Below are 12976 nucleotides of genomic sequence, written 5' to 3' on the forward strand. Positions count from 1 at the left end.
AACCTTAACGCGGCCAGTGCCGGCCGTCCGGCCCGATTTGGACTTATGGTTTACGCGGGGGCGGGGATGCAGCTTGACCGGGGAACACTCATGTAACATTGTAAGTTACAATAACTGCGAAAAGGTCTCCCGCATGTCATCCGTCTTCACCGAACAGGCTGCCGCTTCCTATGCCGAAGGCACGCCGCGCAAGGTCCCCGGCTATGCAGGCCTCCTCCGCATGACCGCGCTGCTGCTGGCCGAACGCATGCCGCCGCAAGGCCGGGTCCTGGTGCTGGGCGCCGGTGGCGGCCTCGAGCTCCGGGCCCTCGCCGATGCCCATGCCGGCTGGACCTTCGATGGCGTCGACCCATCCCCCGCCATGCTGGCTCTGGCCAGGGAAACCGCCTCTGCCCATCTCGACCGCATTTCGCTCCATGAGGGCTATATCGACATCGCCCCCGATGGCCCCTTCGATGCCGCCACCTGCCTGCTGACGCTGCATTTCGTGCCGCGCGACCAGCGCCTCGACACCCTGAGCCAGATTCGCCGCCGCCTCCGGCCCGGCGCCCCCTTTGTCGCCGCCCATATCAGCGTGCCCCGGACCGAACCCGAACGATCCCTGTGGATCGGCCGCCATATCGCCTATGGCTCGCCCGACGGCACCTCACCGGCCCAGCTGGAGCCCTCGCGCCAGGCCATGATCGAAAAGCTCTCCTTCGTATCACCCGAGGAGGATGAGGCCCTGCTTCGCCAGGCGGGGTTTTCCGATGTAAGCCTGTTCTATCTCGGCTTCGCCGTCCGCGGCTGGGTGGCCTATGCCGACGAGTTTGCCCCCTGAGGCCTTGCGCTCGCCCCATTTTCTTCGCATATAGCGCTTCGGGAGGTTGGCGCGGACGTGTTCCTCGCCAACCGGGTCAGGTCCGGAAGGAAGCAGCCCCAACGAGACCTTCACGGGTCGTTGCCAGCCTCCTACTTAATCTGTTCACAGTTGGCATTCGACACTCCGCGAGACGGCTTGAGGCTTTTGCGGATGGGCGCCATTGCCTTAAGGTCGGAACATGATCTCAGGCAGATTCCCCACCACGCAAGCGACAGAAGGGCTCGATGGCTGACGCACCGACCTCGCCCTATCTCGTCCTCGCCCGCAAATACCGGCCGCGCGATTTCACCACCCTGGTCGGCCAGGATGCCATGGTGCAGACGCTGGGCAATGCCTTCGCGCAGAACCGCATCCACCACGCCTTTATCCTCACGGGCGTGCGCGGCGTAGGCAAGACCACCACCGCCCGCATCCTCGCCCGCGCCTTCAACTATGAAGATGCCTCCGGCCCCCATCCCACGCTTGATCTGAGCGTCGAGGGCGAGCATTGCCGCGCCATAATCGAGGGTCGTCATGTCGACGTCATCGAGATGGATGCCGCCAGCAATACCGGCATCAACGATATCCGCGAGATCATCGACTCGGTGAAATACGCGCCCTCCTCGGCGCCCTACAAAGTCTATGTCATCGACGAAGTGCACATGCTCTCGACGGCCGCCTTCAACGGGCTGCTCAAGACGCTCGAAGAGCCGCCGCCCTATGTGAAGTTCATCTTCGCCACCACCGAGATCCGTAAGGTGCCGGTGACGATCCTGAGCCGCTGCATGCGCTTCGACCTGCGTCGCATCACGCCCGAGATCATGACGGCCTATCTCGAATCCATCCTGGGGCAGGAAGGCATTTCCTTCGAGCCCGAGGCGCTGGCCATGATTGTCCGCGCCGGTGAAGGCTCTGCCCGAGACAACCTCTCCCTGCTCGATCAGGCCATCGCCCATGGCAATGGCACGGTCACCGCCGCCACGGTCAAGGCCATGCTGGGCCTCGGCGATCGCGCCCGCATCATCGATCTCTTCGAGGAACTGATGGGCGGCCAGATCGGCCCGGCCATCGAAACCATGCGCGCCCTCTATGACATGGGGGCCGACCCGCAGACCCTGGTTGCCGACCTGGCCGATTTCACCCATCTGGTGACCCGCATCAAGGTTGTCCCTGCCGCTGCCGAGGACGTCTCGCTGACGCCCGACGAACGCCGGCGCGGCGCCGAGCTGGCCGGCAAATTGCCCATGCGCGCGCTTACCCGCGCCTGGCAGATCCTGTTCAAGGGCCATGATGAGGTCGCCCGCGCCAATAATGGCCTGCAGGCCGCCGAAATGGCGCTGATCCGCCTGGCCTATGCCGCCGACCTGCCCAGCCCTGATGACCTGATCGCCCGGCTGTCCAACCAGCCTGCTCCGGCGCCCGGCCTGCCGCCCAGCGCGCCGATCGCGCGCGGGCCATCCAATGGTGGTGGTGGCGCCTCAGCCATGCGCGTCGAAGCGCCCCGGCCGGTGATGACCGAGGCAGTCGCCGCCCAGCCATCCACGCCCCAGCCGCAGTCGGCCCTCGCCACGGTCGCCAGCTACAAGGAACTCATTGCCCTGGCCGCCGCCAAGCGCGACGTTCTGGTCAAGCTGGCCCTTGAGGGGCAGATGCGGCCGATTTCCTTCGAGCAGGGCCGTATCGAGGTCGCTCTTGCCGATGGCGCCGATCCGGGCATGATCGCCACCCTGTCCGCGCGCCTCCAGCTCTGGACGGGCCAGCGCTGGCTGATCACCGTCTCCAGCAAGCCGCCCGAGGGCATGACCATGCGCCAGGAAGCGGCGCAGCGTCAGCAGGCCGCTCAGCAGGCGGCGCACGAAGACCCGCTGGTGAAGGCCATTCTCGAAACATTTCCTGGCGCCAAGGTGGTCAATGTGACGGTGCGCGACGACGCCACTGCCGCGCTGCCCGAGGCGCCCCCGCCCCCACCCGAAGAGGACGACGAATGAAAGACATCATGGGTATGATGAAGGCCGCAGGCGAGATGAAGGGCAAGATGGAGGCCATGCAGGCCGAGCTTGCCAATCTCGTGGTCGAAGGCCGCTCCGGCGGCGGCATGGTCACCGTGTCGCTCAGCGGCAAGGGCGACCTCAAGGGCGTCAAGATCGACCCGTCCCTGTTCAAGGAAGACGATGTCGAGGTCCTCGAAGACCTGATCATCGCCGCGCATGCCGACGCCAAGGCCAAGTCCGAAGCCGAAATGCAGAAGAAGATGGCCGAAGTCACGGCTGGGCTCCCCATCCCGCCGGGCATGAAGTTCCCGTTCTAGCTTCGAACCGTCCCGGACAAATCGCTCCGGCGGAGCGATTTGAGGTGAGAAGGCCATGAGAGCTGTGCTCGAATGGCCATTCATTGAGAAGAAGAAACATGGCCTCCGGCGGACCGGAAATTGAACAGCTGATCCAGCTCCTGGCGCGCCTGCCGGGACTTGGACCACGTTCGGCTCGCCGCGCCGTGCTGCACCTGGTCAAGAAGAAGGATCAGCTGATGATCCCGCTCTCGGCAGCGCTCGACCGCGCTGTCGTGGCCGTCCGCACCTGCGAGGTCTGCGGCAATATCGACACCATGAGCCCCTGTTCCATCTGCGCCGACCCGCGCCGCGACAGCGGCATGCTCATCGTGGTGGAAGACGTTGCCGATCTCTGGGCGCTCGAGCGTGCCGGCGTCGGCCCCGTCAAATACCATGTCCTGGGCGGCGTCCTCTCGCCGCTCGATGGCGTCGGCCCCGACGATATTTCCGTCGATTCCCTGCTGGCGCGTGCGCCCCAGTTCAAGGAAGTGGTGCTGGCCGTCAACGCCACCGTGGAGGGGCAGACAACCGCCCATTACATTACTGACCGCCTGGCCGGTTCCGGCGCCAAGGTCACCCGTCTCGCCCACGGCGTCCCCGTGGGCGGCGAGCTCGATTATCTCGACGAAGGCACCCTCAGCCAGGCCCTCAGGGCCCGTACCGAGATCTAGCCGGACAGCGTTTCCCGGAACAGCGCGATGGTGCGCGACCAGGCCAGGTCTGCCGCCGCCTTGTCATAGCGGGCCGCACTGGTCTCGTTGTTGAAGGCGTGGTTCACCCCGTCATACATGAAGAGTTGGTAGTCTGTGCCTGCCGCCTTCAGCGCGTCTTCGAATGCGGGAATGCCGGCATTGATCCGGTCGTCCAGCCCGGCATAATGCAGCATCAGCCGGGCCCGGATCTGGGGCACGCCCTCCGCTGCAGGCTGGCCGCCATAATAGGCCACGGCCGCCGCCAGGTCGGGCGATGCCACCGCCAGGTTGTTGACCGTGCCGCCACCCCAGCAAAAGCCCATGGCGCCCACCTTGCCGGTCACATTGGGCAGGGACTGGAGATAGGCGATGGTGGCCACGCCATTGGCGGCAACATCGGCTGCCGACAGGTCCCCGAACATTGCCCGCGCCGCTTCTTCATCGGCTGGTGTTCCGCCGGCGTCGGAGAGAAAGTCTGGCGCCAGCGCCACGAAGCCCTCCAGCGCGACACGCCGGGCAACATCCTTGATATGGGCATTGAGGCCCCGGTTCTCGTGCACCACGATCACGGCGCCATGCGGTCCGCCACTCGCGGGGACGACGAGGTATCCCTTCATCTCGCCCTGGGCGCCTGGATAGGTCACGTCGGAAATAGTGAGATTGGCGTCCGTCTCGGACGTCAGCCCCTGCGCCTGCACATTGGAGGCCATCAGCGCTGCTGCGGCCGTGGCCGCTGTCATGGAACCGGCGAGCTTCGCCAGATTGTCCATGAAGGCCCGGCGGTCGAGCGAGAGGTGGGTATATTCGTCAAAGAGGTTGATCATGTCCTGCGTGATCGCCGGACGGTCGTCGCCATTATGCTCCGTCATCTATCGTTTCCTCCGCTTCAGGCTGAGGACGATAGGGCGCGCCGCGTGGCGCGCCCATGGGCATAACGTCAAATTGAAATCGCTAGTGGAAGTCCTTGTCGGTGCGGAACTCGTCGCCGCCATCCCATTGCGGCTCCTCCAGCAGGGCCGCCTCGTCTTCCTCGTCCAGCACCTCGTCATCGCCCTCGATGGCGTGGCGCCCGTCCTCGTCGTCGGGCGACAGGGCATCGAGCCGGTCGGCCGGGTCATTGTCGAAATTGGTGGCCAGGCCCGCATAGGCCTCCCCGTCATCGCCATTGGCAATCATCGCGCTGAGCTCGTCGATGGCGCGGTCGAGTTCGTCCAGCATGGCGGCCGGATCCTGCCCGCCCCAGTCTCCGCTTTCGCGGATGGCGCTTTCGTCCCGCAGTTCGCGCAGGCGCGCCAGGCGCTCGCTGGCCGGGCGGTCATCGCCATAGAGCAGTTCTTCGACTTCGCTCTGGGTATAGGGCTGGGCAATGCCCGGCTGGTCGGCATTGTCGAAATTGGTATCCTGCGGCACCATTGTGCCACGGTGGTCGTGATGCTGCGCCATTCTCGCCTCCCTTGCTGGATGAGCACGGGATCAACGCGGCGGCAGCCAACTGGTTCGATCCAGGGCCTCGAACGTGAACGTCCCTAGGCGAGGTCGCCCGGTTCATCCTTGCCCACAATGCGCAAAGTGGGCATCTCATCGCTGCCGCCATCCCAGCCCGAGGGCAGGCTGCGATTGGTCTTGGCGCCAAGCTCGCGCAGCATTTCCACCTGCCGCAGCACATTGCCCCGGCCGCTCGATAGCTGCCCCTTGGCCTCGTCAAAGCTCTGCCGCGCCTTGTCAAGCTGCCCGTCGAGCTTGTCCATGCTGGCGAGGAAGCCGGCGACCTTTTCGTAGAGCGCGCCCGCCCGCTCGGCGATTTCGTCGGCATTGCGATGGCGCTTTTCGATATCCCAGACGTTGCGCACCGTGCGCAGCACGGTCATCAGCGTCGTCGGCGTGGTCAACATCACGCCCTGGCTCATGCCATATTCGAAAAGCTTGGCATCGGCCTGCATCGCCGTGGCCAGCGCCGCCTCGATCGGCACGAACATCATCACATAGTCGAGGCTGCTGCGCGCATGCCGCTGATAGGCCTTCTCGCCCAGCGTGCGGATATGGGCCCTGACCGAGGTAACATGGGCCTGCAGGTGCACAGCCCGTGTCTCGTCCTCGCAATTGGTATAGGCCTCGAAAGCCGTCAACGAGACCTTGGAATCGATCACCAGCCGGTCGTCATTGGGCATCAGCACTTCGACATCCGTGCGCAGGCGCGCGCCAGCTTCGCCGGCATGGCTCTGCTGCGTCACATATTGGTCGCCCTCGCGCAGGCCGCTTCGTTCGAGGATGGTCGAGAGGATCATCTCGCCCCAGGCGCCCTGCGTCTGCGAATTGCCCTTCAGCGCCCGCGTCAGGTTATTGGCCTCGGTGGTGATCTGCACATTGCTTTCCAGCAGCGCGCGGATCTGTTCGCCCATCGTCGCCCGGTCCTTGATCAGCCCGACGTGAAATTCGCCGATCTTCTCCTGCAGCGGCTTGAGCAGCGTATCGACCTGCTCGCGGTTCTGCTTGGTGAAGGTCTCGCTCTGGTTCTTCAGCACGTCCCCGGCAATGGCCTTGAACTCGTCGGTCATCTGCTGCCGGGCGGCGAGGAACCGCGCCTCGCTGGCCTGGGCCTGCGCCACCTGTTCGGCCATCCGCGCCCGCAAGGCCGAAACCTCGGCCAATAGCTCGGAATTCCTTTCCTGCAGCCGCTCCACCTGCTCGCTGCCGCGCTCCCGCTCGACGCGCACCTGGTGGTCCAGCTCCTGGATGCGCCGGTCGCGCTCGCCCAGCTGGGCAACAAAGCCCTCGCGCAGCTGCGCCACCAGCTGCGCCCCGGCCTCGGCCGCGCGGTTGGCACTGGCGCGCATCACGGCGATCGTCACCACCACCAGCAGCAGGGCGGCCAGCGTCACGCCGCCGATCAGCGCCATGGCCTGCGTTACGGGGAAATCGCCGATGACAAAGAGCACATTATCCATCCGCGTTTCTTACCGCGATTCGTCTGTTCGCAGAATGTTCTCTTGTGCAGGGGCCACAAGAGTTGACCGCAGCGCGACAAATACCATATCGAAAGGCAAATCCCTTTCCGCCGGACCTCTACCCATGGCCATCCGCCCCATTCTTGTCATTCCCGATGCGCGCCTGCGAGCCGTCACCGATCCCATCATCGAGATCGACGACGAGATCAAGGCGCTGGCCAAGGACATGCTCGACACCATGTATGATGCCCCCGGCATCGGCCTGGCCGCGCCCCAGATCGGCGTGATGAAGCGCATCGTGGTGATGGACCTGGCCCCCGAGGGCGAGACCCCCGAGCCCATGGTGCTGGTCAATCCCGAGATCACCCATTTCGGCGAGCAGATGCAGGTCACCGAAGAAGGGTGCCTCTCCATCCCCGAGCTCTATTACGAGGTCGAGCGCCCCAACGAGGTCACCGTGAAATACACCGATCTCGATGGCAATGAAGTGGTCCGGCAGGCCGAAGGCAAGCTCGCCGTCTGCATCCAGCACGAGCTCGATCACCTCGATGGCGTGCTCTATATCGACTATCTGAGCCGCCTCAAGCGCGACCGCGTCATCAAGAAATTCGACAAGGCCGCCAAGCGGGCGGCGGGCTAGGCGCCGTCCCACAGGGCAAATCGCTCCGGTGGAGCGATTTGAGGCGACTAGGCCAGGAGGCCTATGGCCGAATGGCACGAATTCCAGAGACCTAGGAAGAAGAGAGCCCTGCCAATGCGCGTCGTCTTCATGGGCACGCCCGATTTTTCCGTCCCGACGCTGACCGAGATCGTCTCGTCCGGCCATGAGGTCGTCGCGGTCTATACCCGTGCGCCCAAGCCCGCCGGCCGCGGCCAGGAGGAGCGCAAGTCGCCCGTCCACCTGGCGGCCGAAGGCTTCGGCATTCCGGTCTTCACCCCGCGCTCGCTCAAGGGCGAGGCCGAGCAGATCGTCTTTGCCAGCCACCAGGCCGACGTCGCCATCGTCGTCGCCTATGGCCTGCTCCTGCCCAGGCCCATCCTCGAGGCGCCGACCCTCGGCTGCCTCAACCTGCATGGGTCCCTGCTGCCACGCTGGCGCGGCGCCGCCCCCATCCAGCGCGCCATCATGGCCGGCGACACCCAGACCGGCGTCATGGTCATGCAGATGGACGAGGGCCTCGATACCGGCCCCGTCGCCATCGGCGAGGTCATGCCCATCGGCCCGGACATGACGGCGGGCGAGCTGCACGACACCATGATGCGCACCGGCGCCGACCTCATGGGCCGCGCCCTCGCCGCCCTCGAACGCGGCAGCCTCGATTTCACGCCCCAGCCCGAAACCGGCGCCATCTACGCCAAGAAGATCGAAAAGGCCGAGGCCCGCATCGATTGGTCCCGCCCCGCCGCCGAAGTGCATAACCACATCCGCGGCCTCGCGCCTTTCCCCGGCGCCTGGTTCGAGCTCGAGCTGGCCGGCAAGCCCGTCCGCATCAAGGCCCTGCGCTCCACCCTGGCTCAGGGCTCCGGCGCGCCCGGCACCCTGCTCGATGGCCTCACCATCGCCTGCGGCTCCGGCGCCATCCGCCTCACCCAGCTGCAGCGCGAGGGCAAGGGCGCCATGGACGCCGCCACCTTCCTGCGCGGGGCAGGGGCCTTGCCGCCGACCGTGCGCTAGATGCCGCGCTACCGCCTCACCATCGAATATGACGGAACCCCCTTCTCCGGCTGGCAGCGCCAGCCCGATCGCCCCAGCGTGCAGCAGGCGCTCGAGGAGGCCATCGCCGCCATGTCGGGCGAAACCGTCACCACCCAGGCCGCCGGCCGCACCGATGCGGGCGTGCATGCCCTCGGCCAGGTCGCCCATTTCGACCTGGGCAAGAGCTGGGACCCGTTCCGCATCCGCGAGGCGCTGAATTATCACCTGCGCCCCCAGCCGGTCGCCATCATCGCCGCCGACGCAGTGGACGACAGCTTCGAGGCGCGCTTCTCCGCCAGGGCGCGCCACTACGAATATCGCATCCTCAATCGCCGCGCGCCGCCGGTCATCGAGCGCAATCATGTCTGGCACCTGCCCATGCCGCTCGATGCCGATGCCATGGACCATGCCGCCGGGCTGATCCTGGGCACGCATGATTTCACCACCTTCCGCTCGGCCGAATGCCAGGCCAAGTCGCCCCTGCGCACGCTCGACGCCTTCGCGGTGCGGCGCGAGCTTGATCATATCGTTATCACGGCCAGCGCTCGCAGCTTCCTGCATCATCAGGTGCGCTCCATGGTGGGCTCGCTCAAGATGGTGGGTGAGGGCAAGTGGAGCCCGGCCGAGTTCCGCGCCGCGCTCGATGCACGCGATCGCCGGCGCTGCGGCGCCATGGCCCCGTCAGCCGGTCTCTATCTGACGCGTGTCGATTATTAGCAGAGGCTCAGAGCAGCGCGCCCAATAGCGGCTGCATCACGAAGGCCGTGGTCAGCTGGGCAATGACGAACAGCGCGACATGCAGCGGGCGCAGCGTCAGTATCAGGCGGGCGATATTGATGGAAATCGCAAAGGCCGCAATGCCCAGCGCCACGAAGGGAATGCTGCCCGTCGTGAGTTGGGCCATTTCCCCGCCCGGCTCCATGGCAATGGGCTCGCCGAAGATCGCGATCATCGCCACGGCGATTATGCCCTGGAACATGGTCGCCCAGTTCTGCACCACCACGAAGGGCACGAAGCCGTCGCTGCGGCCGAACTGGCGCAGCACCACATAGGCGACGCCGAACTGGATGCCGACCACCAGCGCGCCCAGGATCACCACCGTGCTGGCCACGCCGGACGGCGCCGGGTTTCCCAGCAGCTGCGGGCCGAAGGCCTGCACGGCCAGCCCGATCACCAGCGCAATGAATGAGCCGACAAGCCCGGTCTGGCGGAAATCGAAATAGGTGGAGGCCTGCCGGTTGCCGATGACGAGGGCAAAGCACCCGCGTGCAGCGGCCACCAGTTCATCGAGGAAAGTCGTGGTCGGTTGGGCCAATGGCTGGTCTCGATGCTTAAAGGGGTGAACCGGCTTGCGTGCTCAGCATGTAGAGCGCTACGCGCATCGCGACAAGCAGCACGACCGTCAAAACTGCAAAACCGGCTGAAACGCCGATCGTCCAGCCGCTTGCAGCACGCGCCAGCGCAAACAGCAGATAGGCCAGTCCCAGCCAGCTCAGCAGCACGACCGGTCCGCCGATCATCGCCAGCAGCCCTTCGATGATGAGGAAGGCCGTGGCGGCATAGATGCCGGGCACCAACATGTCATAGACCGGCTCGCTGCTCTTGAGCATCAGGCGCGTGCCCAGCAGGGTCACCACCAGCGAGGTCACCGGCAGTGCCAGCACGAACATGGCGGTGAGCACGCCGCCAAGGCTGGGCATGCCGATGCTCATCGATGCCACGGCGACTGCCAGGAACGCTGCGAAGACGAAGACGATCAGCGCGGTGGTCAGCCCGGGCGTCGTTAGCGAAAACCGTTGCCGCCAGTCGTTCTCCCCGCGCAGGATCATCATCCAGCCGGCAATGGCATTGGATAGCGCGGCCCAGAGCTTCATGCTTTTTCTCCGAAGAACCGCACCATGAAGCCGCGATAGATCTCGGTCAGCCCGATCAGGTCGGCAATGGCAATATGCTCATCCGCCTTGTGCATGCTGGAACCCACGAGGCCACATTCCACCACCGGCCCATATTGCGCGATGAAGCGCGCATCCGACGTGCCGCCCCCGGTCGACAGCCCCGGCCGGCGGCCGGTGGTCGCGGCAATGGCGTCGGCCAGCGTGTCGACATCCCCGCTCAGCGGCGACAGGAAGGAGCGCGATGGCGCTCCGGCAACCGCGAAGTCCACCCGGGCGTCGCCCGCGTCCACGCCGGCAATGCGCTTGCGCACCCAGTCGGCCAGCGTCTCGGGCGTCCACAGATCATTGTAGCGGATATTGAAGCGGATCGTCCCGGAAGCCGGAATGACATTGGAAATGGCATTGCCGACATCGATCGAGGTGACTTCGAGATTGCTCGCCGGAAAATGCTCGGTGCCGGTATCGATCTGGCTGTCCAGCGCCGTCACGATCCGCGCCAGCGCGGGCAGGGGGTTGTTGGCCTTTTCGGGATAGGCCACATGCCCCTGTGATCCGGTCACCGTGATGGTACCCGACAGCGAACCGCGCCGCCCGATCTTGATGCTGTCGCCCAAAAGGCTCGCCGAACTCGGCTCCCCCACAATGGCAAAGTCGAAATGGTGCTGCTGTTCCTGTGCCCAGGCCATCAGCTTGTCGGTGCCGTTGATGGCGTCGGCTTCCTCGTCATTGGTAATGGCCAGCATCACCGTGCCGGCCTCGGCCGGAATAGTGGCGGCCGCGGCAACGAAGGCCGCAATGCCCGATTTCATGTCGGCAGCGCCGCGCCCGTAAAGCTTGCCGTCGGCTTCGCGCGGCATGAAGGGATCGGCCGTCCAGTTGGCCAGCTCGCCCGGCGGCACCACGTCCGTATGCCCGGCAAACAGCAGCCGGCGGCCAGCCGTGCCGCGAATGGCGAAGAGGTTGTCCACCGGATATGAGCCGTCGCCCTCGAAGCGCAGCCGCGTCACCGTGAAGCCGATGGCGCTCAGCGCGCCATCGAGCAGGTCCAGGGCCCCCGCCTGCTCGGGTGTCACCGAAGCGCAGGCAATGAGGCGCTTGAGCAGTCGGACGGGATCGTCCGGTCGTTCATTGGTCACGAGCAATCCCGTCCTTGTCGATCATGCAGCGGCATAGCCCAGCGGATCGGGCCCATAGCTGTTGGGGCCCGGCGTGCCCCGCAGGAAGCCGAGCTGCACCAGCATGTAGATGCCGAATATGCCCAGCAGCAGATAGAGCACCGACATCCACATGTCGGGCGTCGGCATCACGATGCCATTGCCCATGTCGGTCATGGTGATGCCGATGCCGAAGGCCTGCAGCAGTGTCAGCAGGCCCGACAGCCCCATCAGTACCTTGAAGTCGGTGGCATTGTTGTCGCGGTCCTGCCGGCGTTTGATGCCGATGCACCAGCCCGGATAGAACAGGATCACATAGGCGATCAGCTGCCCCCAGCCCGATGCGCCGCCCAGCCCCACCATCCCCAGGATGATGCTGAGCACGATGCTGGCAATGATCAGGCCGACGACGCCGATCCACCACTCCTTGCGCGACAGGCGCCCGTCGGTGGTGGTGTAGAGTACTTTGAGTTTGTCCATGATTTTCCCCCTCGGAAATCAAACGTGCCGGGACCCATCCGGCACGCCGATACCTTAGGTGACTCGCGGGTTTCCCGCCAGTCCGGCTCAGTCGCGCAGCAGGTCGTTGATGCCCGTCTTGCTGCGCGTCTGCGCGTCCACGGTCTTGACGATCACGGCGCAGTAGAGGTTCGGGCCAGGATTGCCGTTCGGCAGCGGCTTGCCGGGGAGGGAGCCCGACACGACCACCGAATAGGGCGGCACCTTGCCGATATGGATTTCCCCGGTATTGCGGTCGACGATCTTGGTCGATGCCCCGATGAACACGCCCATCGAGATCACCGAGCCTTCGCCCACCACCACGCCCTCGACCACTTCCGAGCGCGCGCCGATAAAGCAGTTGTCCTCGATGATCACCGGGCCGGCCTGCAGCGGCTCAAGCACGCCGCCAATGCCCACGCCGCCCGAAATATGCACATTCTTGCCGATCTGCGCGCAGGAGCCGACGGTGACCCAAGTGTCCACCATTGTGCCCTCGTCGACATAGGCGCCCACATTGACGAAGCTGGGCATCAAGACGACGTTGCGCCCGATAAAGGCCGGGCTGCGCACCACGGCGCCCGGAACGGCGCGGAAGCCGGCTTCGCGGAATGTGTTCTCGCTCCAGCCCTCGAACTTGGTCGCCACCTTGTCCCAATAGTGCGAACCGCCCGGTGCGCCTTCGATCAGGTGGTTGTCGTTGAGCCGGAAATTGAGCAGCACGGCCTTCTTGAGCCACTGGTTGACCTGCCAGGCGCCGTCGATCTTCTCGGCCACGCGCGCTTCGCCCGTGTCGAGCAGGCGCAGCGCCTCTTCCACGGCCTCGCGCACCGGACCTTTTGTGTCGAAGCGGATCTCGGCGCGGGCCTCGAAGGCGTAATCGATGGTCTTGGCGAGATCGGCGTAGGACATGGAAGATTTCCTTG

General features: G+C 65.3%; 14 protein-coding genes, 1 other RNA gene and 1 pseudogene. 8 read left to right on the forward strand and 8 right to left on the reverse strand.

Annotated elements, in window-relative coordinates:
• Window positions 1-133: 133 nt before the first annotated feature.
• The 5 genes and pseudogenes from ACLI1C_RS03965 (at window position 134) to recR (ending at window position 3841) form a co-directional block, all read left to right on the forward strand.
• Window positions 134-820 carry a class I SAM-dependent methyltransferase gene (locus ACLI1C_RS03965; RefSeq protein WP_411395557.1) on the forward strand — a complete coding sequence of 229 codons (687 nt, stop codon included), beginning with the start codon at window positions 134-136 and terminating at the stop codon, window positions 818-820.
• Between the two features lie 40 nt (window positions 821-860).
• Window positions 861-956, forward strand: an RNA gene (gene ffs, locus ACLI1C_RS03970) — signal recognition particle sRNA small type.
• 121 nt (window positions 957-1077) lie between these two features.
• Window positions 1078-2829 (forward strand): annotated as a pseudogene (locus ACLI1C_RS03975) (DNA polymerase III subunit gamma/tau); the annotation flags it as partial.
• Window positions 2826-3149, forward strand: a complete 324-nt coding sequence (locus tag ACLI1C_RS03980; RefSeq protein ID WP_411395558.1) for a YbaB/EbfC family nucleoid-associated protein — start codon at window positions 2826-2828, stop codon at window positions 3147-3149. The pseudogene ACLI1C_RS03975 and the gene ACLI1C_RS03980, both read left to right, overlap by 4 nt.
• Before the next feature lie 98 nt (window positions 3150-3247).
• Window positions 3248-3841: a recombination mediator RecR gene (recR, locus tag ACLI1C_RS03985; RefSeq protein WP_411395559.1), complete on the forward strand. Its 594-nt coding sequence runs from the start codon at window positions 3248-3250 to the stop codon at window positions 3839-3841.
• On the opposite strand, the gene ACLI1C_RS03990 is transcribed toward recR, so the two are convergent.
• The 3 genes from ACLI1C_RS03990 to rmuC all read right to left on the reverse strand — a co-directional run bounded on the left by ACLI1C_RS03990 (window position 3838) and on the right by rmuC (window position 6807).
• Window positions 3838-4731, reverse strand: a complete 894-nt coding sequence (locus ACLI1C_RS03990) for a dienelactone hydrolase family protein (RefSeq protein WP_411395560.1) — start codon at window positions 4729-4731, stop codon at window positions 3838-3840. The genes recR and ACLI1C_RS03990 overlap by 4 nt on opposite strands.
• An 82-nt stretch (window positions 4732-4813) precedes the next feature.
• A complete protein-coding gene (locus tag ACLI1C_RS03995) occupies window positions 4814-5305 on the reverse strand; it encodes a hypothetical protein (RefSeq protein WP_411395561.1) in 492 nt (163 codons plus the stop codon).
• Window positions 5306-5388: 83 nt separating this feature from the next.
• On the reverse strand, window positions 5389-6807 hold the full coding sequence (rmuC, locus tag ACLI1C_RS04000) for a DNA recombination protein RmuC (protein WP_411395562.1): 1419 nt from the start codon (window positions 6805-6807) through the stop codon (window positions 5389-5391).
• 124 nt (window positions 6808-6931) lie between these two features.
• Between rmuC and def the strand changes: the two genes are divergently transcribed.
• From def to truA, 3 genes are all read left to right on the forward strand, one after another.
• Complete coding sequence (gene def, locus ACLI1C_RS04005) at window positions 6932-7447, forward strand: peptide deformylase (RefSeq protein WP_411395563.1); 516 nt, start codon at window positions 6932-6934, stop codon at window positions 7445-7447.
• A gap of 114 nt (window positions 7448-7561) precedes the next feature.
• Window positions 7562-8482 carry a methionyl-tRNA formyltransferase gene (fmt, locus tag ACLI1C_RS04010; protein WP_411395564.1) on the forward strand — a complete coding sequence of 307 codons (921 nt, stop codon included), beginning with the start codon at window positions 7562-7564 and terminating at the stop codon, window positions 8480-8482.
• On the forward strand, window positions 8483-9220 hold the full coding sequence (truA, locus tag ACLI1C_RS04015; protein WP_411395565.1) for a tRNA pseudouridine(38-40) synthase TruA: 738 nt from the start codon (window positions 8483-8485) through the stop codon (window positions 9218-9220).
• Between the two features lie 7 nt (window positions 9221-9227).
• On the opposite strand, the gene ACLI1C_RS04020 is transcribed toward truA, so the two are convergent.
• From ACLI1C_RS04020 to dapD, 5 genes are all read right to left on the reverse strand, one after another.
• On the reverse strand, window positions 9228-9818 hold the full coding sequence (locus ACLI1C_RS04020) for a hypothetical protein (protein WP_411395566.1): 591 nt from the start codon (window positions 9816-9818) through the stop codon (window positions 9228-9230).
• A gap of 16 nt (window positions 9819-9834) precedes the next feature.
• On the reverse strand, window positions 9835-10377 hold the full coding sequence (locus ACLI1C_RS04025; RefSeq protein WP_411395567.1) for a hypothetical protein: 543 nt from the start codon (window positions 10375-10377) through the stop codon (window positions 9835-9837).
• The gene (dapE, locus tag ACLI1C_RS04030; RefSeq protein ID WP_411395568.1) at window positions 10374-11534 is read right to left on the reverse strand and encodes a succinyl-diaminopimelate desuccinylase; all 1161 of its coding nucleotides are present in this window, start codon (window positions 11532-11534) and stop codon (window positions 10374-10376) included. The genes ACLI1C_RS04025 and dapE overlap by 4 nt, the downstream gene beginning before the upstream one ends.
• Window positions 11535-11555: 21 nt before the next feature.
• Window positions 11556-12032: a DUF805 domain-containing protein gene (locus tag ACLI1C_RS04035; protein WP_411395569.1), complete on the reverse strand. Its 477-nt coding sequence runs from the start codon at window positions 12030-12032 to the stop codon at window positions 11556-11558.
• A gap of 87 nt (window positions 12033-12119) precedes the next feature.
• Window positions 12120-12962, reverse strand: coding sequence for a 2,3,4,5-tetrahydropyridine-2,6-dicarboxylate N-succinyltransferase (gene dapD, locus ACLI1C_RS04040; RefSeq protein WP_411395570.1), 843 nt, complete (start codon window positions 12960-12962; stop codon window positions 12120-12122).
• Window positions 12963-12976: the final 14 nt, after the last annotated feature.

The organism is Devosia sp. XGJD_8 (assembly GCF_046614475.1).
Lineage (GTDB): Bacteria > Pseudomonadota > Alphaproteobacteria > Rhizobiales > Devosiaceae > Devosia.